Source organism: Legionella micdadei (genome assembly GCF_000953635.1).
Classification (GTDB): domain Bacteria; phylum Pseudomonadota; class Gammaproteobacteria; order Legionellales; family Legionellaceae; genus Tatlockia; species Tatlockia micdadei.
In genome coordinates this window covers 2,549,646-2,574,352 of the sequence record NZ_LN614830.1, presented here as the reverse complement: position 1 = coordinate 2,574,352, position 24,707 = coordinate 2,549,646, and the positions used below count along the sequence as shown (strand labels likewise).

The window sequence follows — 24,707 nt, the reverse complement described above, 5'->3', positions numbered from 1 at the left end:
ACCCCCTTTCTTCGGTGGCAGTAATATAACTTAAGTCGTATCATCTTTACAAGAAAGATATATTTCTTAACTTGTTTGTAAATATCATAGCATCCACTAACTGGGAAGATGGGGCTTTTTAGGTAAAATTATTCCAATATTTCCGTTTCCACCTCCAAAATGTCATTTTCTTCTTCAAAAATCAGGGCTTGACCATCTGGAACAGCATTGATTAACTGCTTCTCTAAATTTTTAAATTGCCAAAGATCTTGATCCATCAACTGACTGGGTTTGATACTTTGTAGTGCATGTAAAATGTTACTAGGAACTTTGGGGTTTTCTTCAGCGAGCTGATCAATAAGCTTTCCAATCCGTTTGCGGGCGAGATTTTCTTGAGAGCCGCATAAATTGCAAGGAATAATCGGAAAGGCTTGTTCTTGGGCGAATTGAATAATATCGCGTTCTTGGACATAACAAAGAGGCCGAATAACAATATGCTTCTTGTTATCACTGAGTAATTTGGGAGGCATTGATCGGATATCGCCATTGTAAAGAATGGACATCATGAGTGTGCGGATTAAATCATCTCGATGATGGCCTAAAGCAATCTTTGTGTAACCATGCTCTTCTGCATAACGATAGATAATACCTCGTCTTAATCGAGAACAAAGAGAACAATAAGTTTTGCCTTCGGGTATTTTTTCTTTAACGATACTGTAGGTATCTCGGGTTAATATTTCATGGGGAATGCTTCTTTCTTTAAGCCAACCGCGTAATTTACTATCGTCCCAACCTGGTTGGGCTTGATCAAGGGTAAAAGCAAATAGCTCAAACTTATTGTTCGAGCGCCGCTGCAGATGATGCAACAAAGTGAGTAAGCTAAAAGAATCCTTTCCTCCGGATAAACACACCATTACGCGGTCACCGCGCTGAATCATGTTGAAATCAGCAATCGCTTTACCGGTGTAATGAAGTAATTTTTTTTCAATAGTAGTGAGATTAGTGGACATAGCGGCAACAACCTAAGTTAAAAAGAATGGATGGAAATGGTTAAATGACTGTCATTTTTTGCTCGCATCGGCCGAAATTTGTGGCGGAAAGTCATTTATGCGAGTCGTCTCTAGCCATGAATTGACCTCTTCGAGATCATTCACGTTCAAAGTACCAGCGAGGTATTTTAAATTTAAAAAGGCATTGATTAAATTGTACTGGTCGCTAGCAAGTTGCTCTTGTGCTTCAAACAGTCTTTGCTGGGCATTAACTACATCAACCATCGTACGTGTGCCTACTTGGAATTGTGCTTCTGTACTTTCTAATGAATTCTGTTGGGAGATAATGGTTTGCCTATCCGCCTTTACTTTAGAAATGCCGTCAATAATTGTATTAAAGGCAATGCGGCTGTTTACTTCAACATCTCGGTATACTTGTTCTAATTTTTGGCTACTTGTTTGAAAATCATATTGCGCCTGCCTAGTTTTTGCTTCGACCAACCCCCCTTGGAACACCGGAAAATTCATAGCGATGGCCAAATTGGCATTACTTTGTTTCGATGGGACAAAAAAGGCTGTGGTGCTGTTTGAATTCACATTAGCCTGGTTATGGGTTTGCGTCGCATTACCTTGTAGTGCGAAGGTAGGCCAACTGGCTGCTGATTGTATTTTGATGTTTTGACGTGCAGCAAGCAAGCTATATTTCGCTGAAAAAAGTTTATAATTTTGCCTAAGCCCGGTATTAACCCACTCGTTAATATTGTCTGGTTCAGGTTTAATTAACGGGATGCGGCTGTCGCGTAGCGGAGCCAAGTGTTCATAAACATGATTGGTTAATTTGCGTAAGTTTTCATTTTGGTTGATTTGATTGTTTCTTGCCTGAATAACTTGCGCTACTGATTGATCGTACGCTGCTTTGGCTTCATAGACTGAAGTGATTGCATCAAGACCGACTTTAAACCTTTGCTCTGCTTGATCAAGTTGGCGCTTATTGGCGCGTTTTTTGGCTTCTGCAAAATTCAGTGTATCTTTAGCCAGCAAAGTTTGGAAATAAGCACTGGCAGTACGTAAAATCAGGTTTTGCGCAGCATCGTTGAAAGTTGCTTGTGCAGCTTTAGCGGAAGCCTTCGCTTGTTGGACTTGAGACCAGGCTTGAAAGTTAAAAAGTGCTTGAGAGGAGTTAATCGTCCATTGGTTACTATTGTAGGTACTGATTAAAGTGCCGTCGGCAGTGACCACATTTTCGTAATTGCGGGCTACTTGGCCACTGACAGTAAGTTTTGGATACAAAGCCGCCCTTGCTTGAGGTATCGCCTCGGTATTGGACATATAGGCACTATAGGCTTGCTTGAAAATAGGATCATTTTCCAGCGCTTGCTGGTAAATATCCATCAAGTCTGTTGCATGCGACATAGAAGATGCGCTGAGAGCAAACAGCAAGCACAATAGCGTTTTTTTCATACAACTTGTTCCTAGAAAACGAATTCTTTAGGTTTCAACTTATCAATTAAAGGCGGGATACATGTTTCAAATAGTACACGACCATGCCAGACACCATGATGATCCAGATGATGCAGTTGACCTTGCATAATAGGTTCTTTACCGACGATAGCGAATAATTTTCCGCCGGGTAAGACTTGTAGGCGATGTGTGTCAGTAATCGTTTCAAGGGAACCTGTAAACAGGACAACATCATAGGGTGCTTTATCTAACCAGCCGCGGGAAGCATCGCCAGTAAATAGTTCAACATTGGTGCAGCGATGCTCGTTGAGTTTTTGGCGTGCATAATTTGTAAAATCTGCATAATAGTCGACACTTATCACCTTTTTACTTAAACGGCTGAGTAAGGCTGTTAAAAAACCCGTTCCAGTGCCCACTTCTAAAACAGTTTCATGGCCTTGGAGCGCAAGGGCTTGCAATAAAATGCCTTCTTCTAAAGGGGTCATCATTTTTTGATTGTGTGCTAATGGAATTTGCATGTCTGAGTAAGCAAAATCTTGCATTGCACTTGGTACAAATTTATGACGTGGAATGTCATCGAAAAGAGCGAGGATAGTTTCATCGAGAACATTACCAGTGCGAAGTTGCTGTTTGAGCATATTAATTCGTGCGTTTTGACTTGTAGTCATTGGTTCACCATCACATTAAGAATCCGCTTGTGCTGATAATTCAGCCAACCTGGTTGTCAGTTCGCGAATTAAAAGCAAAGCTTAGGTTAAAACGTTGAGAAGATTTTAGCAAGAATTGATAAAAGGTGCGATCGATTCATATCAATTCGTTCATTTAAAGTTGGTTTTAAAATTAGTTCCACAAAAATAAATTATTTACGTGTGGACTTGTGTAAAATTTGATATCATCCCCCCATTTTATTAAGACCCGAAAGGAGGGGAATGTGCGCGAGCGATTTACTGAGTTTTTACAAGCGGAGCTGAATACTCTTAAGGAAGAGGGCTTATATAAATCAGAGCGTATCATAGCGAGTCAGCAGCAAGCTGCAGTGCAAGTGAAAGAAGGAGAGGTCATCAATCTTTGTGCAAACAACTATTTGGGGCTTGCGAATCACCCAAAGTTGATAGCAGAGGGGCAAAAAGCCCTTGAAAAATATGGCTATGGTATGGCTTCGGTGCGTTTTATTTGCGGTACGCAAACTGTGCATAAGGAGCTCGAACGCAAAATAAGCCATTTTCTTGGCACTGAAGATACTATTCTTTATTCTTCTTGTTTCGATGCCAATACCGGTTTATTCGAAACCCTTTTAGGTCCTGAGGATGCAATTATTAGTGATGCTTTGAACCATGCCAGCATTATTGATGGTATACGTCTATGCAAAGCCCAGCGCTTTCGTTATGCCAACAATGATATGAAAGATTTAGAGGCACAGCTTATCGCGGCTAAAGATGCCCGTTTTCGCCTTATTGCGACCGATGGGGTGTTTTCGATGGATGGCATCATTGCCAATTTGCCTGCAATCTGTGAATTGGCCGATCGCTATGATGCGATGGTCATGGTGGATGATTCCCACGCTGTTGGGTTTATGGGAGAAACAGGCCGGGGTACACCTGAATATTGTGGTGTAGCCGATCGCATTGATATCCTCACCGGAACCCTAGGAAAGGCACTTGGCGGTGCATCTGGAGGTTATACTGCCGCCAATGCTGTCATTGTCGACTGGTTACGCCAACGGTCACGACCCTATCTTTTTTCAAATACATTAGCCCCGGTTATAGCCCATAGCTCAATTGCTGTTTTGGATCTACTGGAAAATAGTAATGAGTTGGCACAAAAACTTAAGCGTAATGCCCAATATTTTCGTCAAGGGATGACAGAACTCGGCTTTAATTTAGTTCCTGGTGAACACCCAATTATACCAGTTATGCTGGGTGATGCCGCGTTAGCAGGCCGTATGGCTGAGCTTTTATTAAAAGAAGGTATTTATGTCGTCGGTTTTTCTTACCCAGTGGTTCCTAAAGGAAAAGCCAGAATTCGTACACAAATGTCAGCGGCACATGAATTAGATCACTTAGACAAAGCGATCAACGCATTTGCAAAAGTAGGCAAAGAGCTTGGTGTCGTGAGATAAACATTTGCCTAAATCGATATGAGTTTGTCATTCCTCGGTAAAACGGGAATGACACAGTTTATTACTAATGTGGAAGATTTCGGAGGGGGTACATGAAATCACTAGTAAAAGCGAAGCGTGAGCCAGGAATTTGGATGGAAGAGGTCCCGGTACCTGAGTACGGCGTTAACGATGTCCTTATTAAAATTCATAAAACGGCCATTTGCGGGACTGATATCCATATTTATTCCTGGGATGACTGGGCACAAGCCACCATACCAGTTCCAATGACAGTAGGCCATGAGTTTTATGGGGAAATTGTTGAAATTGGTCGGGAGGTGACCGGATTAAAGGTTGGACAACGCGTTTCTGGTGAAGGACATATTACTTGTGGCATGTGCCGCAATTGCCGTGCCGGCAAAAGGCACCTGTGCCGCAATACATTAGGGGTGGGGGTCAATCGTCCAGGCTGTTTTGCGGAATATCTCTCATTACCGGCTACGAATGTTATCGTTTTACCCGATAATATTCGTGATGAACAGGCCGCGATCTTCGATCCCTTTGGTAATGCAACCCATTGTGCGCTAGCCTTTGATGTTGTTGGCGAGGATGTGTTGATTACTGGTGCAGGACCTATAGGGATTATGGCTGTAGCCATCGCTCGCCATATCGGTGCCCGTCATGTTGTCATCTCTGATGTCAATGATTACCGTCTTGAGTTAGCTCGTAAAATGGGCGCTACCCGTGCTGTAAATATTAAATATCAAAATCTCAAAGAAGTGATGAGTGAATTAGGTATGCTTGAAGGTTTTGATGTTGGTTTGGAAATGTCTGGAAATCCCATGGCATTAAATGACATGGTTCAAGTCATGAATCATGGTGGTCATATCGCTATGCTAGGCATTCCTCCGAAAGAAACAAGCATTGATTGGAACCACGTGATTTTTAAAGGATTAGTGATTAAGGGCATTTATGGGCGTGAAATGTTCGAAACTTGGTATAAAATGATTGCTATGCTGCAAAGCGGTTTGAATTTAGACCCAGTGCTCACCCATCATTTTCCCGTTGATGAATACCAGAATGCATTCCAAATTATGGCATCGGGTCAATCAGGAAAAGTAATTCTGGATTGGTCTTAAATAATGTCACCCGGACGAAGCGAGAGACTTCCCTTGTAGAGAGGAGAACGTTTTTCGCTACGTCTTTGTGAAGTAAGTTGGGGTATTTATGTCGCAATACATTTTCACTATGAACCGGGTATCGAAAATTGTCGATAACCAACGATTTATTTTAAAGGATATTTCCTTAAGTTTTCTTCCAGGCGCAAAAATAGGCGTTTTAGGGTTAAATGGCTCCGGTAAATCGACTTTATTGCGCATTATGGCTGGGGTGGATAAGCAATATGAAGGCGAAGCAAGGCCACAACCAGGTATTAAAGTGGGTTACTTAGAACAAGAACCCCAGCTTGATATGAATAAAACAGTGCGCGAAGTTGTTGAAGAAGGTGTGGCAGAAATAAAAGCTAAATTGGCAGAATTTGATGAAATCAGCATGCGGTTTGCTGAGCCAATGAGCGATGAGGAAATGAATGCATTATTGGAAAAACAAGGTGAATTACAAAATGACATTGAAACACACGGAGGTTGGGATCTCGATCGTCGCTTAGATATTGCTGCTGATGCTTTGCGCCTGCCTGATTGGGATACAAAAGTTGGCGTCTTATCTGGTGGGGAACGTCGTCGTGTAGCGCTTTGCCGCCTATTGTTATCAAGCCCAGACATGTTGTTGTTGGATGAGCCCACAAACCATTTAGATGCGGAAAGTGTGGCTTGGCTTGAGCGTTATTTAGAAGAATTTCCGGGTACTGTGGTTGCCATTACTCACGATCGCTACTTTTTGGATAATGCAGCAGAATGGATATTAGAGCTTGATCGAGGTGAGGGAATCCCCTACAAAGGCAATTACACCGCTTGGCTTGAGCAGAAAGAGGCCCGTTTGGCACTAGAAGAAAAGCAGCAAGCAGCACATCAACGAGCCATTAAAGCCGAATTGGAGTGGGTTCGCACTTCACCAAAAGGTCGTCATGCTAAGAATAAGGCAAGATTGGCGCGTTTTGAAGAGCTGAATTCTAAGGAATTCCAAAAACGTAATGAAACGAATGAACTCTATATCCCTCCGGGTGAGCGTTTGGGCGATTTAGTCATCGAAGGGAAACACATCCGTAAATCCTTTGGCGATCGATTGCTCATTGATGACTTAAGTTTCCAATTACCCAAAGGAGGCATACTTGGCATAATTGGTCCAAACGGTGCAGGTAAATCCACTTTCTTGAAGATGATTACTGGCCGCGAATCACCAGATAGCGGTGAAATCCGCGTTGGAGAGACTGTTCATTTAGCGTATGTTAATCAAATGCGTGATCATTTGGATGATAGTAAAACAGTATGGCAGGAAATTTCTGATGGCCATGATATTATGCAAGTTGGTTCATTCCAAATGCCATCGCGTGCCTATGTAGGACGATTCAATTTTAAAGGGGCTGATCAACAAAAAAATGTTGCCCAGTTATCAGGTGGGGAGCGCAACCGCGTGCATTTAGCTAAATTGCTAAAGCGGGGTGGTAACGTGTTGTTACTTGACGAGCCGAGTAACGATCTCGATGTGGAAACACTTAGGGCGTTAGAAGAGGCATTATTAAATTTCCCCGGTTGTGCGATTGTCGTATCACATGATCGTTGGTTCCTCGATCGTATTTGTACTCATTTAATGGCTTTTGAAGGTGATTCCCAAGTTGTTTTTTTTGAGGGTAATTACAGTGACTATGAAGCCGATAGAAGAAAACGTTTAGGGGATGAGGCAGACAGGCCCTCACGTATTAAGTATCGCCGACTAAAGAATTGATTTAGTTTAATAATAATAAGAGAGAGAAAGTTCTACCATGAAAAAGTTGTTGTGGGCTAGTGTGCTGTGCCTTGGGCTAGCTGGATGTATGGAATATTATGATGAATCAACCCTCATTACTGACGATGCAGGCTATGTGCATCGCACGACTCACTATCTTCGTGATAAACGCGGACGGGAACACTTTCCCATGAAAGCTCCTGCAACGGGGAAAAAACAATTTATTTTTGATCCTAGAGCATATGCTTGGGCTGCCTATGACGAAGAAGGCAATCGTGTAATGACAGGCAGCGCTTCGGGAGGAAAAGATGTTTGCGATGAAAATCCCAACGAGTCATGCCGTACAGTCACAGGAACATTCCATGTTTACAATAAACGTGGAATTGATTGCCGCTCCGGTGAATATCCAGTAGAAACGACGGGCGGGGCTAAGATGCCTTATTGCATGTATTTCTTTAGAGGATTTACTATTCATGCTGCCTATGAAGTGCCTTACGCCAATACAAGCCATGGTTGTGTTCGCGTACTTCCTAGTGCTGCTAAGTGGCTGAATGAGCAGTTTATTACAGTAGGAACGCAGGTGACCATTTTACCTTATCCTGATGAGACTACTGCGGGGTAACAAGATTTTGGTTTTCGTATTCCCAGGCAATGCAAAACTCGTTATTCTACAGTGGGCTGGTATTAAATTTAACTATGTAGGAGTGCCGTTAAGTTAAGCTCCTCTGCTCAGAAGGTTGTCATCCCCCGCAAAAGCGGGGACTATATAGCCGTGAGCTTTACCTATTATTGAAAGTCGACGGACTGCGGTTTGCCCGCAATATCCAACCGTTCACTGTCAAGAGTGACGTACCTCTGGATGTCGCGAAAAAGTCGCGACCGTTAACATTGGTAGAGATCTAAGCTTTAGGCAATTAGTCTCTTTTTTGCTGCAAATGACCAACCTGTTGACTTGGCGGTAGTATGGCACCAGATTATCTGAAGGATAGATTTTATGAAATGGACCAGGACATTGTTTGGCTTTTGGGGATTGGCCTGCATTGTTTTTGCATCAACCAGTTTCGCTTACGATGAACCCGTCGTCAATTTAGGCTACACCAGCTTTTTGGATGGCGGCCCGCCTTCAGGACCAGGGCTTTATCTGCAAAATTATGCGCAATACTATACCGTTGATAAATTGACAGATAAGAATGGTCGGAAATTACCTTTTCCCCGCACTGACTTAAATGCAACGGCTGATATAGTGCAACTGATCTATGTTTCCACAAAAAAAGTACTCGGAGCTAACTTAGGTCTCTCAGCCCTTTTACCTTGGTTGATTCATGCGAGCGTTCATGATGGTTTGCCAAAGCCAGTGTTGAAAGCGTCTGATGGGGCAGGGGATCTTTTTATTGGCCCTGCCTTGCAGTTTGATCCAATCATGCGTAAGGATGGAAAGGGGCCTCGTTTTGTACAGCGATTTGATTTAGATATTGTATTTCCTATCGGACACTATGATGAAGCATTTGCTGTAAATGCGAGTTCTAATTTTTGGTCATTGAACCCTTATTGGGCTGTTACCTACTGGTTTACACCAAAATGGGATATTTCATACCGCCTTCATTATTTGTGGAACGCAAAAAATCATGATCCCAATGCTTCTTTTGGAGCTTCAACCTATTCAACGCAAGCAGGCCAAGCGATATTCGCAGACGTTGCGACAGATTATGCAATCACTGAAAAGTTTCACCTAGGTATAAACGGCTATTTCTTTTCCCAAATTACCGATACCCGCGTTAACGATGTGAACGTGCCTGGCCGACGTGAGAGCGTTTGGGCGCTTGGGCCTGGAATGCTTTATGGTTTCACTAAGGATCAATTTTTATTCTTTAATCTGTATTTCGAGGCTGATGCAAGAAATCGTCCTCAAGGTACGAATTTTATACTTCGTTACGTAATTCATTTTAAATAAATTAGCCTAAGTTGGGCGTTTTGTGAGAATGCTAGCCGTTGATCTACTACACTTGACGTAGCAGGTAGGTTGAGTCGTTTGACCCAACCTACGACTGGTATTTAAGGCTGAATAGGTTGCTGCGTTGTTGGGGTAGCAGTTGATCCGGTGGTTGGCGCTTCGTTACCTGTGCTTGTTGTCTGACTTGGTATAGCAATCATTTGCATAATGCCTAAATCACCTGAAATTTTTCGACCAACAACTAAATTAACGGTAAGTGGTTGCGTCAATTTTTCTTTGTCATTTTGATAAACCACCTGCATAGGGATGATGACCTTCCATTGATTATCCTTAAGCTCTGTGATTTTGCTCTCGCCGTTAACCATGGAGCTGACCGTAAGTTGCTGGGATTTAATTGCATTAAGGTTCCCGGATTTTTGTAAAGCATCATTGAACCCTTGCCAGCCTTGTTCGGTGTAGCATGATTTTAGGGCCGCTAATTGGCTATCCATAGTATTGTAATCAAAATCGAACGATTGCTCTGCTGCTTTTTCGGCCCATTTCATCACAATAGTTTGCTCAATATGCGTTGTTTCTGCAGGTATACGGTAGTTGCAGTTAAGTGGCTGAGGGGGCGCGGCAGTTGGAGCAGCGGTGTTTGAAGTTCCTGTTGTAGCTGGTGTTGTATTTGTTGTTGCTCCTGGAGCAGGTGGTGTTGCGCTTGGAGTAGAAGACGTAGTATTTGAGGTTGGTGCTGTAGTGGAAGTGGATGTGCTGTTAGGTGTTGTCACCCCTCCGGTAGCTTTGTTGTTAGACGTAGCAGTGGAACTTACAGTGGTTGCTTTATTTGTGCCTGTAGATACAGCAGAAGATTGGGAGCTTCCTGTATTAAGGCTGGATGTTGGTGTTCCAGAGGATGGGGTGCCTGAATTATTCGGAGTCTCTGTAGCTGGGGTCGGCTTGCCTGTTGGAAGTTGATCAGTAGTTGACGGGGTTTGAGTCCCTTTATCAGTAGGTAATTGCAGTCCTTGTGTTGGAGGTGTTTTTACTTCATCTGAGGCAATGATTTGCTCTCTTGCTTGTGCTGTAGCGGGTGATCCAGTCGAGGCTGAATTCTGCGCTAATTGCACGTTCGCAGCCATAGGTGCCACTTGCTCTGCATGTATACTCACTGTACCGTCATTGCTTTCAGCATACACCGTTGTAGTCAAAACAGTCATTAATCCTGCACACAGCATGGATTTCTTCATTGATAACACTCCTTGCATTAAATGTAATCTAATTCCGCCACAAGACATACCACTTTGCCAGGTTGTGGTGTTTATTTCAACAGGGTTTCCTCCTCAAAATTTAGGCTGTTTAGTTTTGCAACGGGAGTTTCTGCTAAAATCGTGCGAATTAGGCTCATGTCTGATATTATCGCCACAATTTTAATTAGGTCAATCAGCAATTTAAACTGGAATACATTCAGCGTAAACAACCAGTTACAGGGGGGAACATGTTTCTAATCACTGGGGGAGGATCAGGGATAGGGCGTGCTTTAGCACATGCATTAGCTTCTCGTGATAAAGAAGTGATGATTATAGGGCGGCGTGAGCACGCACTTGTCGAGACTGCAGCGTTCTCTCCGTTAATCCGTTACATTTGTGCTGATGTGTCAACCGCCGAGGGACGCAAGGAGATTACATCCCATGTGCAAAAATTTTCTTCCCTTGCGGGATTAATTCATAATGCTGGCATTATTGAGCCAATTGTGCCACTTGCTTCGATTGATGAACCTTCTTGGCAGAAAATAATGGCCACTAACCTCTCTGCGCCTTTATTTTTAACCCAATCCCTACTGGATAAATTGCAGGAAGGCCGTATTTTGCATATCGGTTCAGGAGTGGCTTATTTCCCTGTGACCGGTTGGTCTGGTTACTGTGTTTCAAAGGCAGGTCTATCTATGCTGACGCGATGTTGGCAATTGGAAAACCCACATCTGGCGTTAGCGAGTGTTATGCCCGGTATCATCGATACCGACATGCAAGGTACTATTCGTCATGCAGAATTCATGGAGGCTGAAAAACGCAATTTCTTTCAGACTCTGAAAAAAGAAAATAGACTCGTTTCAGCAGAAACCGTAGCTCTTTTCTTAAGTTGGTTGTTATTAGACTTAGATAAAACAACATATACGTCTAAAGAATGGGATATTTATGATAAAAGTCACCATCAGTTTTGGCTTGCTGCACCACATCAAGTCCCTGATTGGGAGTGAACCATGCACGCCTGCGAACGATTGCTGTTGAATGCGGCGATAATCGATGCCAAAGGAGTGCAGTTAGAAAAGCAGGCTATAGCTATTGCAAATGGCTGTATTCTTTGGTGCGGTAATCAGGCTGATTTGCCCTCTGAATATCTGCAGCAAGCGGGTGAGGTTAACGATTGCAATGGTAATTTAATTACTCCAGGATTAATCGATTGCCACACTCATCTTGTCTATGCAGGCAATCGCGCTAATGAATTTAAACAGCGTCTTGAAGGCAAAAGTTACACTGAGATTGCCAAAGCTGGGGGAGGCATTCTATCGACAGTAAGGCTGACACGGGCAATTTCAGAAGAGGAATTAATTGAACAATCCTTACCCAGGATTTTAGCTTTGCGGGCAGAAGGGGTTACTACTGTCGAAATTAAATCGGGTTATGGTCTTGATTTAGAAACAGAGCTTAAAATGCTTCGTGCGGCGAGACGTTTAGGGGAATTAAGCGGCTTAAGGGTTAAAACAACTTTTCTTGGTGCGCATGCAGTACCTCCTGAATATCAAAGCAATAAGCAAGGCTATGTGGATTTTCTCTGTTCAGATATGCTCCCTGCAGTAGCACAGACAGGTTTGGCTGATGCAGTGGATGTATTCTGTGAATCGATAGGTTTTACACTTGATCAAACTGAGCAATTGTTTGTTAGATCAAAGGAGCTTTCTTTACCCATTAAATGCCATGCAGAGCAATTGTCTAATCTAGGCGCAAGTGAATTAGCTGCAAACTTTGGGGCTTTATCTTGTGATCATTTAGAGTATTTAAATGAACAAGGTGCTGCTGCTATGGCACGCAGCGGAACTGTTGCAGTACTTTTACCTGGAGCTTATTATTTTTTACGTGAAACCATTAAGCCTCCTATATCACTTCTCCGTGAGATGGGCATAGGAATAGCAGTGGCTACTGATGCGAACCCGGGCACATCTCCCACAGCCTCCTTACTGCTCATGTTAAACATGGCTTGCCAATTCTTTTCGCTCACAGTAGCAGAAGTTTTATCAGGAGTAACTTATCAAGCAGCAAGAGCATTGGGTATGGAAACACAAATCGGCACTATCGCTATGGGGATGGTTGCTGACTTGGTACGCTGGTCGGTGAATGACAGTGCATCACTTTGTTATCATTTTGGTTATCCTCTGCCTCATAATACAATGGTGGCGGGTGAGTGGATAGAGAATTAAGTAATTTAAAGGAGTTGTTGATGAGAAGGTCAATTTGTGTGACCGCCCTAATATTTTTTTCGATATGCACTTGGGCTTCGAACTTACAGACTGTCACGATTAAAAAAGAGACACCTGAAATGGATCTGCAAATTAAATACCCTCAAGGTTTTGCAGAAAAAAGCATTGACGCTGCAGTTTTAAACCTAGTTACTGTTTTGCAGAAGGGAGATACCCCAAGCAGTGATGCAAAGTTACCAGACGACACTCCGGGAAAAAGCAGTTTATACATCGACTATAAAACGGTATTTCACCATGCACATGCGGTAAGCCTCCTGTTCTCGATTTCTGCTTACAGCCGCGGTGCTGCCCATCCTGCGAACAGTGTACGCACGTTAAATTTTTTAAATGGACAAGAAATAGCAATGGAGCAATTATTTAAGCCAAAGAGTAATTTCTTATCCAAAATTGCTGAGATAAGTCGCGCAACACTTACAAAGAAAAAAATTTCGGATAACGATTGGATCAAAAAAGGTACCGAGCCAACGTCAGAAAATTATAGGAACTGGTTATTCAATCAACAAGGTATAACCATCGTTTTTGATACCTATCAGGTAGCTGCTTATGTTTACGGTCCACAAAAAGTTGAGATTTCGAAGGCAGAACTTAACGGTCTTTTGCGCCCCGAAATAGTTAACTCTGTTTGGGGTAACCGATGAATACACCAAGTCCGTTTATTGCCGCGGATCAAAAAATTGCTGAATTAACAGTACGCAGTGTCGTTTTAGCGATTGCGCTTACTGTGTTGTTGGCGTTATCAAATGCCTACTTAGCACTTAAATTAGGTATTTTGACCTCAGCTTCAATACCTGCAGCGATTATCTCAATGGGGATTTTACGTTTATTTAAGAATGCAACAATTCTTGAAAATAATGCTGTACAAACAGCCGCTTCCGCCGGGGAAGCTGTTGCTGGGGGAATTGTTTACACGATACCCGCATTAATTATTATTCAGTATTGGCACAGTTTTGACTACTTAACCAATTTTTTCATCGCAGTATGCGGTGGTGTTCTAGGTGTTTTATTTTCTATACCCTTACGGCGTGTTTTAGTTAACGAGCCTATACTCAAATTTCCTGAAGGGCGAGCTATAGCAGAAGTCTTAAAATCCTCAGCCGAGAAAGTGGGTATTCGTGATATTTTCCTGGGTGGGGTTGTTGGTGGATTAATCGAATTATTTCAAGCGGGCTTTAAGATTATTGCCAGCAGTTGGTCTTTTTGGTTTGTCGCAAAGCGCTCTTTGTTTGGTTTTGGGATTGGTTTTTCAGCCACGATGATTGGGGCAGGTTATTTAGTTGGCCATGAAATGGCTATAAGTATTTTCTTAGGCGCTATTATTTCTTGGCTCATTGCAATGCCGATTGTCAGTCAATTTTATCCCCACTTCGTCTTACACTATCCCGCTGATAAAGCTGCAACATTTTTGTGGAATAGCGAAATGCGCTATTTAGGTATCGGAGCAATGCTCTTTGCTGGCATTTGGACTTTTTTTAGATTAATTAAGCCATTAGCGAAGAGTATGAGTGTCTCCTTTAGTGCCTTTATTGCAAAAAGCCGTACTGACAAACAGTTGCCACGAACAGATAGAGACATCCCCCTGCCTTTTATTTTCATAGGGGTGGCTATTATGGCCGCTATATTATTTTTGTTCTTCCAATTCATTTTCCCTTTGGCAGAAGTTGGGTTAGATGAACTGTTTCAACCGACTATTGTCTTCGGGGCAGTGCTTTATGTGTTGGTCATCGGTTTCTTATTTTCAGTGATCACCGGCTATTTTTCCGGCATGGTTGGGGTGACAGCAAGTCCTGGCAGTTCAGTCGTGATTGCCGGAATGCTTTTCGCTGCGTGGATGCTCCTGACTGCGATTAACCATGCGTTACCTTTGCCGCTTACTGACAGTCAAATTAAAGCAGCTGAGGCAATTACTATCATTATTGGTTCTGTTGTTACCGGAATTGCTGCTATTGCCAACGATAACACGCAAGATTTAAAAGTTGGGCAATTAGTAGGAGCAACCCCATGGCGGCAGCAAGTTATGCTTTTACTTGGGGTGGTGGTTTCTTCTTTAGTTATCCCTCCAGTCATGCAGTTGTTGTTCGAAGTCTATGGGATAGCAGGGGTAATGCCCCACGAAGGAATGGATGTCAGTCAATCATTGCCTGCTCCTACCGCCGCTTTAATGGCGGCTATTACTGAAGCCGTTTTTCGCAATACCTTGCCTTGGACAATGATGTTCATTGGTGCGTCAGTTATTTTGTTACTCTTAATCATTAATTATTTGTTTAAAATAGGACGCTATTTTAGATTGTCAATCTTGGGTGTTGCTATTGGTATGTATTTGCCTATTGCGTCATCTGTGCCTTTGTTTTTGGGGGGTATGATTGCTTTAGTCGTCCATCGGCGCATCAATAAGCGTCGCATTTCGAATGGGGAAAAGCATACTAGTAAGCAAAAAGGCGTCTTAGTTGCATGCGGACTCGTCGCTGGTTCTGCATTAATTGATGTGTTGCTCGCTATTCCTTTTTCTATTTTGCACTCACCAGATGCGTTAACGTTGGTGGGCCCGGGCTGGTATGGCTACAGCGTTATTCTTTCTGTATTATCCACTTTGGCTTTGGCAGTTTGGATAGGGCACCGTGTTTGTAGGACAGAATAATCAGGGTTGAGTAGATAGGTTGGGACACCCCCCAGATCTACTCCACCCTTTCGTCAGCGAATACTCTCATACCCTCCTTTAAGACCTGATTTAGACAGGACAATTTGCCAGAGTTGTGCTGCCCGCGCTCTAAACATACCGGCGCACATTAATAGATAATATTGCCACATGCGGTAAAAACGGGTATCGAAACGTGATTTCAGGGAATCCCAGTTGTTTTCAAAATTTTGATTCCAGGCTAATAGAGTATTGTCGTAATAAGCGCCAAAATTATGCCAATCTTCAACCAAAAAAATAGACTCCAAAGCATGTGAAATTTGTACCATTGAAGGTAAATATCCGTTAGGAAAAATGTATTTGTTAATCCAGCGATCGGTGGCAATTGTTGTTTCATTATTGCCGATGGTGTGAAGTAGAAATAATCCGTCATCGCTTAGCTGTTCCCTCATTAACTCAAAGAAATCAGCATAATTTTTATAGCCAAAGTGTTCAAAAGCACCAATGCTTACGATCTTAGAAAATTGCTTTTTTTTGGGATTATAGACAGAAGGATTTCGATAATCTGCAATATAAAATTCGATTGGTAAATGCCCGTAATGTGTTTTAGCATAAGAAATTTGATTAGATGAAATACTAATGCCCACTACTTTGCAACCATAGTGTTCGGCAGCATACCCAGCGAAGCCTCCCCAACCGCAACCGATATCTAAAAGAGTGTCTTCTGGAGTAAGGTACAGTTTTTTGCAGACTAGCTCGTATTTTGCCCTTTGAGCTGAGTCTAAATCAGTTGCGTTGCGCCAATAGCCGCAACTGTAGGCCATGCTTTTACCTAGCATGAGCTCGAATAAATTGTTGTCTAAATTATAATGCTGCTGCGCAACTTGCGTTGACCTTTTTGGGGTCTGATAATTAATGAATTTTGTTGAGAGTATATAGAGTAAATGAAAAAAGTTGGGCTTGACTGCTTTATAGACTTCGCCTTTACAAAGTTGATAAGAAAGGGCATCTAGACTATCGCATTCCCACCATCCCTCCATATACGTTTCTCCTAACCCTAAAGTACCGTCAGTAATAATGCGTTTCAAGGCCCTTTCGTCGAGCAGTCTAATGTCATAAGGCTTATCGCCATTGATGGTTACTTCCGCTTTCTCTAATGCTTTTTGAATATACTTTGACACGATCATATTATTCATTAATAACTCCTATAATCCATTATTTTGGGCCGGCGGCTAAATGATAACTCCGTACCCAGAAATGAGTGTATCCTGCTTGGTGCAAGGGAACAATGGGAGGGTTTCTTGGAACCATTACTGCTGTAGTTGTATTTGTGTTTATACTTCGTTAAAAGTGATTCTCCGCTACTCATTTATTAGCGTATAAACTGCGTTGCTCGAATGACTTTTGCCTCGTCTAGATAAAAAATAAACTCTACTGCGGAATATGGGTTGGAAAATCATGACCGTTATTTGAATCAGAAAACCTGGGCTGTCGCTTTGCACATCACCCAGGTTTTACTTTCTAAAGCGTTTCAATCGTCTGCTTATGCTGTAATAATTTATCTTTAGTGAGCTTTGCTTGCATTAGCTTTTCCTGTTCTTTTGCAATGATTTCTGCTGGGGCTTTATCAGTGAACTTAGGATTATTAAGTTTACCCTCAGCAAGGGCGATGTCTTTATCCAATTTTGCTATTTCCTTACTAAGCCGAGACAATTCAGCTTCTTTATCAATCAGACCAGCCATGGGGATTAGCAGCTCTAATTCGCCGACAACAGCTGTGGCCGAGACTGGGATTGGCTCGTCTTCTTGCATGAAATGGATGTGAGTAAGTTTGCTTAAGGCGATCAACGTTGAGTGATATTTTTCAATTCGCTCTTTTATTAGGGGCGTAACATGGCGCAAGGACAAAGGAATTAATTTCGCTGGAGAAATAGTCATCTCGCTGCGGATGGTACGAATCGATTGAATGACTGTTTTTAACCAAGTTAGCTCGTCTTCAATTTCAGGATTGATGAATTCTTGATTGACTTGGGGATAGGGGCTTAGCATGATACTTTCCCCGTTTTGGCTAGTGAACTTGCTCGTGCGTTGCCAGATTTCCTCCGTAATAAAAGGCATGATTGGATGCAGTAACTTGAGGATTTGATCAAGCACATGAATTAAAGTCCGGCGCGTCCCCCGCTTCATCGCCCCTAAGGCTTGGGGGTCATAAAGCACAGGCTTAGACAATTCAAGATACCAGTCACAATACTCATGCCAGACAAACTCATAAAGTGTGTTGGCTAGCAAATCAAACCGATAAGTCTCAAAATAATGATGGCATTGAGCAATGGTATGCTGTAAGCGCGAAAGAATCCATTGATCGGCAGGGCTGTACTGGAAAGCACCATCTCCAAAATCAACTTGTTCTTCATCGGTATTAAGGAGAACATAACGGGATGCATTCCATAATTTGTTACAAAAATTCCTATACCCTTCTACACGCCCTATGTCAAAACGCACATTACGCCCTGTGGAAGCGAGCGAGCAAAAAGTAAAACGAAGCGCATCAGTACCAAAAGCAGGGATTCCTTCAGGAAATTCTTTACGGGTAGCCTTGGCAATTCGATCACGTACAGAAGGAAGCATTAGGTTAGAAGTGCGTTTTTCAACAAGGCTTTCAAGGTCGATACCATCGATGATGTCAATTGGATCGAGGACATTTCCTTTTGATTTAGACATTTTTTGGCCTTCGCTATCCCGGATGAGACCAGTGATTACCACATCCCTAAACGGGATTTTTCCAGTAAATTTCAAGCCCATCATGATCATGCGTGCAACCCAGAAGAAAATAATATCGAACCCGGTGATTAATGCCGAAGTAGGGTAAAAATCTTCTAGTTCTTTTGTCCGTTCTGGCCAGCCTAAGGTCGAAAAAGGCCAAAGAGCGGAGGAAAACCAAGTATCAAGAACATCTTCATCTTGTTTCAGGGAAATGGAATCATCCAGTTTATATTTAAAGCGGATATCATTTTCACTGTAGCCTACATAGACATGGCCTTGGTTATCATACCAAGCAGGGATACGATGCCCCCACCATAGTTGTCGACTAATACACCAATCTTCGATGTTCTCCATCCATTGAAAATAAGTTTTTGTCCAATTTTCCGGGATGAACCGTATTTCCCCTTTTTTTACTGCTTCAATAGCAGGTTCGGCCAGAGGCTTTGTTTTGACGTACCATTGATCAGTGAGCAGCGGTTCGATGACCACATTCGATTTTTCGCCACGAGGAACTTTTAATTTGTGGGGTTCTATTTTGACGAGTAAGCCGGCTTTTTCCAAATCCTGGACAATTTGATCACGCGCAATAAAACGATCCATGCCTTGGTATACAACGGGCGCGTTTTTATTGATGGTGGCTTTCTTAGTTAAAATGTTGATTACGGGCAAGTTATGCCGCTTGCCGATTTCATGGTCATTAAAATCATGTGCAGGTGTTATTTTTACGCATCCACTGCCAAAATCCTTATCAACATAGTCATCAGCAATAATAGGGATAATTCGGTTACATAAAGGAAGTTGTAGATGTTTACCAATTAAATGCTGATAGCGGGGATCGTCAGGGTGGACTGCGACGGCAGTATCCCCTAAAAGGGTTTCAGGACGGGTTGTTGCGATGATAACCGATTCCTTAGAGTCAACCAACGGATAGCGTATATGCCAAAGAAAACCTTCTTCCTCTTCAGAAATGACTTCAAGATCAGAAACCGCTGTACCTAGTTTAGGATCCCAATTAACCAAACGAGTACCACGATAAATTAGTCCTTCATCATAAAGTTGCACAAAAACCCTTTGCACAGCCGCGGATAAACCTTCATCCATGGTAAACCGTTCCCTTGACCAGTCCACAGAGGAACCGATACGGCGCATTTGGCTAGTAATTGTGTTCCCTGATTCTTCTTTCCATTGCCAGACCCGCTCTAAAAATTCTTCCCGAGTCATGTTCTTACGGGTGAGTCCTTCGCCCTCTAATTTTCGCTCTACCACGAGTTGGGTGGATATCCCTGCGTGATCTGTTCCAGGCTGCCAGAGTGTTTTTAATCCTTGCATGCGTTGATAACGAATGAGTGCATCCATTAACGTATGTTGGAATCCGTGGCCCATGTGTAAACTGCCAGTAACATTCGGCGGGGGCAGCATAATGCAATAGCTGTTGCCTTCACCGCGGGGAGCAAAATAGTGATGACTTTCCCATTTATTATACCATGCTTGCTCGATGTCGTGCGGAGAATAAGTTTTATCCATGGGGGCTTAACCTGTACTGATGAAAGTCGCGAATTTTAGCATAACCTGATTGCTGGATAAAACAGCCTTTGTATCTACCCTTGCCCGATAATCCGAGTCCGCGTGGGCAAGCAAATACAAGGAAGCTTTTCATCTGCTCCCTTACGGTTTCGGATTTCTTTAAGTTAAAGGTAGCTGGGTAGCACTGGCTTGAGCAGAATGCCCAAACCAGTGCGACAGGCGGGACGATGCTAAGCTTCTAAGCTGCGTTCTGATTTAAGCTTTTTCATAAAAGAGGCGAATTTATTTTTTTTGCCTTTATTTTTCTCGGTTGTATCCTCATCGTCATCATGACGGTGATCCGCTGCTAGATAAGTGTACATTGTGGGAACCACGAAGAGGGTAAAACCAGTACCCACTAATAGACCGGAAGAAATAACCAAACCAATATCGAAACGGCTCACTGCCCCTGCGCCGTTGGCAATCAATAAGGGCAGTACGCCGAAAACCATAGCGGCTGTCGTCATTAAAATGGGCCGTAAGCGGATAGCGGCTGCTTCTTCGACAGCAGCTCTTCGGTCAAGTTTTTTCTCCCGTTGCAATTGATTCGCAAAATCAACAATAAGAATACCGTGTTTACTAATCAAGCCAATCAGGGTAATTAAACCCACTTGGGTGTAAATATTGATTGAAGCTGCGCCTAAATTCAGTGGGATAAGTGCGCCACATATCGACATGGGGACACTAATAAGCACAATTAACGGATCCCTAAAGCTCTCATATTGCGCTGATAAGACAAGAAAAATAACAATGATAGCTAAGAAAAATGCAAAAATGAGCGCATTGCCTTCCTGGATAAATTGCCTCGATTGGCCACCGTAATCATAAGTAAATCCTTTAGGCAGTAGCATATCGGCTTGTTCTTTCAAATAAGCTAATCCTTGTCCTAAAGTTGTACCCGGCATCATAACACCCTGGATGGTGGCAGAATTAAGTTGTTGGAAATGGGATACCGCATTGGGTTGAATTTTTTCTTTTGCGGTTACCACGGTGGAAATAGGTACCATCGTTCCGGTAGCGGTGTGGACGAAGATCTGTCCTAATTGTTCGGGAGTTAAGCGGTATTTTCTCTCCAATTGCGGAATAACCTGATAGCTTCGACCCTGAAGATTGAAGTAATTAATGTAATTCCCGGATAAGGCACTGGTTAAACTGCTGCCTAATGTTTGCATGTCGACGCCCAAATCTGCCGCTTTGGAACGATTGATTTGGAACTCAATTTCAGGCTGGTTGAATTTAAGGCTATTATCCATGTAAATAAAAAGACCGCTTTTTTGGGCTTTTTCAATCAGCTGGTTAGAAAGATCAAACAAGGTTTGGAAATCATTAGTCGTTTTAATCACAAATTGGATAGGTGTGCCACTGCCGCCTCCTGGAAGGGGAGGCGGTATCACTGCGAACGATTTAAGCCCAGTCACTTGATCCAATTTTTGTTGCAATGGTTCTTTTAATTCAAATTGACTGCGTTCACGTTTATTCCAAGGTTTTAATACCATACCTGAAATAGGGGAGCCCAAGTTGACGGTAAAATAGTGTTCGGTTTCTGGGAAGCTTTTATAAATTTCATCAAACGGTTTAGTGAAGGTTTCTAAGTAATTAATCGTGGCATATTGAGGTGCTTGGCTTGCTACAAAGAAAAATCCCTGATCTTCTTCTGGGGCAGTTTCTTGTGGGGTATGCGTGTATAAATAGGGCAGCATCAACAAGACCACAGCAGCAAAGACCAGCATAATAGCGCGTGTATCCAATAGGCTGTGCAAAGCGCGCTGATATCGTTCCTTCAATTTATTGAATTTTTGATCAAGAAAATGAACCAGGCGGCCATTGGAAATATCGGCTGACAGAACCTTAGAGCACATCATCGGGGTAAGCGTCAAGGCAATAATACCGGAAATAATGACCGCACAAGCAAGGGTAAAAGCAAATTCTTTGAATAGAGCACCAGTCAATCCGCCCATGAATCCGATTGGTGCATAAACGGCTGCCAGAGTGATTGTCATGGCGATGACTGGAATGGCTATTTCTCGCGCGCCCATGAGGGCTGCTTGAAAAGGGGTACGGCCTTCTTCAATATGCCGGTGCACATTTTCAACTACAACAATGGCATCATCCACCACCAAACCAATTGCCAAAACAAAAGCAAGTAGTGTCAGCAGGTTGATGGAGTACCCTAGAAAGAGCATTAACGTACAGACCCCAATAAGTGATAAAGGAATGGTCACAACAGGAATAATGACCGAACGCAGGGAGCCCAGGAATAAAAAGATAACTAAAATGACAATAGCCGCTGATTCCACAATAGTGTGAATCACTTCATCGATAGATGCGCGAATAAAATCAGTAGCATCATAAACGATTGTGCCAGTTAATGAAGGCGGAAATTCGTGTTGAATTGTTGGCATCATTTTGCGCACATTGGTAATGACTGTCAGCGGGTTAGCGGTTGGGGTTGGGGTAATGGCAATGAAAACGGCCTTTTTACCATTGAAACGCACCGTGGTATTGTAGTCCTGCGAACCAAGTTCTACCCTGCCGATGTCCCGTAATCGAATAATGGAATTATGATTGGCGCGAACGATGAGTTGGCTAAATTCTTCTGCACTGTTTAAATCTGTTTTGGCTGTCATATTAAGTGCCACGTATTCGCCCTTAGTGCTTCCCGCCGCAGTCAGGAAATTATTCCGTGCTAGTACGTTTGAGACATCTGAAGGAGCAACGTTAAGGGCAGCCATCTTCACAGGATCAAGAAAAATGCGCATCGAATAGGTAGCGCCGCCTAAAATTTCTGCTTTTGCTACCCCGTCAACTGTCTCGATTTGCGGCTGGACTACTCGTGTTGCATAGTCTGTGATTTGTTGCGGTGTCATATCTTGGCTATCAAGACTGATGTACATAAGGGGGGTAGAGGTATCTGAGCTTTTGATAATGACAGGCTGTTGGGATTCATGAGGTAACTTATTGAGGGTTTGTTGAACCTTGGACATGACATCGGTAAAAGCAACTTGTGGGTCAAAATTTAATTTAATAGTAAGGGTAATAGTACTTAAGCCCTGCACACTTGAGGACGTCATATAATCCACCCCTTCTGCACTGGCAACAGCAGCTTCTAAAGGGGTAGTAATAAATCCTGCAATTAATTTAGCGTCGGCGCCAGGATAACTTGTTGTTACTGTAATGACCGTGTTATCCATGCGTGGGTATTGACGTATTTGCATGGATAAAATTGAATTTAGACCGAATAAAAAAATCAACAAACTGACCACTGTTGCGAGGACCGGTCGTTTGATAAACAAATCTGTAAATTTCATGAATTATCCTGGTAATACGTCTCAACTAGCAACAGACAAGATCCCCACGTGGGCTCTGGCACAAGCGGTAAAATGGGCCAAATGTGCCCGTTTCCCGGTAAGGGCTAATCTATTACCTCAACTACTGACCCAAAGCATTCAGTTTACTCACCTCATTAAGCTTCACGCTATTATTAATGACGACGCGAGTACCATTTTGCAATTTTAGCTCACCTGAACTGACAACCTGTTGACCATCTTCTACCCCTTTTCTGATAATGGTGTAGTTACCTTCTTGCTCTCCGGTACTTACAAAAACACGCTTCACGCGCAGTATGTCTTTTCCATCCTTATCTTTGTTTTTATCCTTCTCAATGACAAAAACGGAATTGCCATAGAGGCTGTAAGATACCGCTGTGGAAGGCAGAACCACCACATCAGGAATAGGAGGTTGCTCGATTTCAATTGATGCAAACATTCCGGGGATAAAGGTAAATTGGGTTACATGATTGGCAGCATTTAACTGGCTATTGCAGTTAACAATCGTTTTTTCTCCGTCCGGTTGTTTTTTTGCGGTGATTAGATTAGACCTATCTAATGAAGCCATTGCCTCTACAGGGCAATTAGGCAGAGTGGCTTGGACAAGGATATTGTGTGTATTGGTATCTACCTTGGCATTAATTGCAGTAATTTTTCCTTTAAATAATAAGTTTGGAAATCCCTCCACGCTAAATTGGGTACCTTGATTGATATGCAAATGTTTAAGTAAATGTTCTGGCAAATAGAATTCCAGGTAAAGGGGATCTAGGGATTGCAGGGTGACAATGGTCGTTTGTCCAGGGGTGATGTATTGTCCAAGATTAACTTGGCGAATGCCTAATTGCCCAGAAAAGGGAGCAACAATGTGTTTTTTCCGAATTTCTGCTTCGGTCCGCTCCACATTGGCTTGTGCTTGTTGCAGACTGGCGGTTGCTTCATCGACAACGGAACTCGAAGTAGCACCTCGTTTGAATAAATCGGTTTGACGTCTAAAATTGAGTTGCCTTAACGCCAATTCGGCTTGGTTAGATTTCAGGGTAGCCTGGTCAACTTGATCGTCAATGTCAATGAGAGGATTGCCTTTCTCGAGGTATTGCCCTGATTCAAAGTGAATCTTAACCACTTTACCCGAGGTTTCGGCGTTAATATCCACACCATTCATTGCTACGAAATTTCCCACAGCAGCAAGATGCGGTTGCCAATTTTTCCGCACAGCAGTGACAGAAGAGACGCTGACAGGTGGTGGCTCATAACTTGCAAAAAAGCGTTTTATCATAAAACTCTTAAATAGATTAAAGCCAATAATTCCCCCGAAGACTACACCCAAGGCGCTTATCATGATAATCATGCGTTTTTTCATTTGTTTCCTCAGAAAGGGGTATGTACCTAAGATTTGAGCATAAATGAGGCGTAAATATAGCATAAGTTATGGCTAGAAGAACCAATTGTCTTCAATCTATTACCGCCACCCTGTGTTTTTGTTTAAAAAAAACACAAAAATGGGATGGTTGGCTGATTTTTCTCAAGCTA

Annotated in this window: 17 protein-coding genes; 9 read left to right on the top strand and 8 right to left on the bottom strand. The window is 42.7% G+C overall.

Annotated elements, in window-relative coordinates; translation table 11 throughout:
• Positions 1 to 128: 128 nt before the first annotated feature.
• Genes ttcA through LMI_RS11415 form a run of 3 tightly spaced genes read right to left on the bottom strand, consistent with a single transcriptional unit; the run spans position 129 to position 3,097 of the window.
• Positions 129 to 989 carry a tRNA 2-thiocytidine(32) synthetase TtcA gene (gene ttcA / locus LMI_RS11425; protein WP_045099914.1) on the bottom strand — a complete coding sequence of 287 codons (861 nt, stop codon included), beginning with the start codon at positions 987 to 989 and terminating at the stop codon, positions 129 to 131.
• A 51-nt stretch (positions 990 to 1,040) separates the two neighbouring features.
• Positions 1,041 to 2,429, bottom strand: a complete 1,389-nt coding sequence (locus tag LMI_RS11420) for a TolC family outer membrane protein (RefSeq protein ID WP_045099913.1) — start codon at positions 2,427 to 2,429, stop codon at positions 1,041 to 1,043.
• An 11-nt stretch (positions 2,430 to 2,440) separates the two neighbouring features.
• The gene (locus tag LMI_RS11415; protein ID WP_045099912.1) at positions 2,441 to 3,097 is read right to left on the bottom strand and encodes a protein-L-isoaspartate O-methyltransferase family protein; all 657 of its coding nucleotides are present in this window, start codon (positions 3,095 to 3,097) and stop codon (positions 2,441 to 2,443) included.
• Between the two features lie 263 nt (positions 3,098 to 3,360).
• On the opposite strand from LMI_RS11415, the gene LMI_RS11410 reads away from it, so the two are divergent.
• The 5 genes from LMI_RS11410 to LMI_RS11390 all read left to right on the top strand — a co-directional run bounded on the left by LMI_RS11410 (position 3,361) and on the right by LMI_RS11390 (position 9,379).
• Complete coding sequence (locus LMI_RS11410) at positions 3,361 to 4,548, top strand: glycine C-acetyltransferase (protein ID WP_045099911.1); 1,188 nt, start codon at positions 3,361 to 3,363, stop codon at positions 4,546 to 4,548.
• A 92-nt stretch (positions 4,549 to 4,640) separates the two neighbouring features.
• Entirely contained in the window at positions 4,641 to 5,666 is a 1,026-nt protein-coding gene (gene tdh / locus LMI_RS11405) for an L-threonine 3-dehydrogenase (protein ID WP_045099910.1), read from the top strand.
• A gap of 88 nt (positions 5,667 to 5,754) precedes the next feature.
• Positions 5,755 to 7,428, top strand: a complete 1,674-nt coding sequence (gene ettA / locus LMI_RS11400) for an energy-dependent translational throttle protein EttA (RefSeq protein WP_045099909.1) — start codon at positions 5,755 to 5,757, stop codon at positions 7,426 to 7,428.
• A 37-nt stretch (positions 7,429 to 7,465) separates the two neighbouring features.
• Positions 7,466 to 8,050 carry a L,D-transpeptidase gene (locus LMI_RS11395; RefSeq protein WP_045099908.1) on the top strand — a complete coding sequence of 195 codons (585 nt, stop codon included), beginning with the start codon at positions 7,466 to 7,468 and terminating at the stop codon, positions 8,048 to 8,050.
• Between the two features lie 372 nt (positions 8,051 to 8,422).
• Positions 8,423 to 9,379, top strand: coding sequence for a SphA family protein (locus LMI_RS11390; protein WP_045099907.1), 957 nt, complete (start codon positions 8,423 to 8,425; stop codon positions 9,377 to 9,379).
• Positions 9,380 to 9,480: 101 nt separating this feature from the next.
• Here LMI_RS11390 and LMI_RS15665 read toward each other — a convergent pair whose 3' ends face one another.
• Positions 9,481 to 10,608, bottom strand: coding sequence for a DotI/IcmL/TraM family protein (locus LMI_RS15665; RefSeq protein ID WP_052679556.1), 1,128 nt, complete (start codon positions 10,606 to 10,608; stop codon positions 9,481 to 9,483).
• Between the two features lie 248 nt (positions 10,609 to 10,856).
• Here LMI_RS15665 and LMI_RS11380 point away from each other — a divergent pair, with 248 nt between their 5' ends.
• Genes LMI_RS11380 through LMI_RS11365 form a run of 4 tightly spaced genes read left to right on the top strand, consistent with a single transcriptional unit; the run spans position 10,857 to position 15,528 of the window.
• On the top strand, positions 10,857 to 11,615 hold the full coding sequence (locus LMI_RS11380; protein ID WP_045099906.1) for an SDR family NAD(P)-dependent oxidoreductase: 759 nt from the start codon (positions 10,857 to 10,859) through the stop codon (positions 11,613 to 11,615).
• A gap of 3 nt (positions 11,616 to 11,618) precedes the next feature.
• On the top strand, positions 11,619 to 12,833 hold the full coding sequence (gene hutI, locus LMI_RS11375; RefSeq protein ID WP_045099905.1) for an imidazolonepropionase: 1,215 nt from the start codon (positions 11,619 to 11,621) through the stop codon (positions 12,831 to 12,833).
• A 20-nt stretch (positions 12,834 to 12,853) separates the two neighbouring features.
• Positions 12,854 to 13,531, top strand: a complete 678-nt coding sequence (locus LMI_RS11370) for an RsiV family protein (protein WP_045099904.1) — start codon at positions 12,854 to 12,856, stop codon at positions 13,529 to 13,531.
• A complete protein-coding gene (locus LMI_RS11365) occupies positions 13,528 to 15,528 on the top strand; it encodes an OPT family oligopeptide transporter (protein ID WP_045099903.1) in 2,001 nt (666 codons plus the stop codon). The genes LMI_RS11370 and LMI_RS11365 overlap by 4 nt, the downstream gene beginning before the upstream one ends.
• A 53-nt stretch (positions 15,529 to 15,581) precedes the next feature.
• Here LMI_RS11365 and cfa read toward each other — a convergent pair whose 3' ends face one another.
• The 4 genes from cfa to LMI_RS11345 form a co-directional block, all read right to left on the bottom strand.
• Positions 15,582 to 16,721, bottom strand: a complete 1,140-nt coding sequence (cfa, locus tag LMI_RS11360) for a cyclopropane fatty acyl phospholipid synthase (protein ID WP_045099902.1) — start codon at positions 16,719 to 16,721, stop codon at positions 15,582 to 15,584.
• A 325-nt stretch (positions 16,722 to 17,046) separates the two neighbouring features.
• Entirely contained in the window at positions 17,047 to 19,812 is a 2,766-nt protein-coding gene (locus LMI_RS11355) for a valine--tRNA ligase (RefSeq protein ID WP_045099901.1), read from the bottom strand.
• 230 nt (positions 19,813 to 20,042) lie between these two features.
• The gene (locus LMI_RS11350; RefSeq protein WP_082050743.1) at positions 20,043 to 23,159 is read right to left on the bottom strand and encodes an efflux RND transporter permease subunit; all 3,117 of its coding nucleotides are present in this window, start codon (positions 23,157 to 23,159) and stop codon (positions 20,043 to 20,045) included.
• 121 nt (positions 23,160 to 23,280) lie between these two features.
• Complete coding sequence (locus LMI_RS11345; RefSeq protein WP_045099900.1) at positions 23,281 to 24,537, bottom strand: efflux RND transporter periplasmic adaptor subunit; 1,257 nt, start codon at positions 24,535 to 24,537, stop codon at positions 23,281 to 23,283.
• Between the last annotated feature and the right edge of the window lie 170 nt (positions 24,538 to 24,707).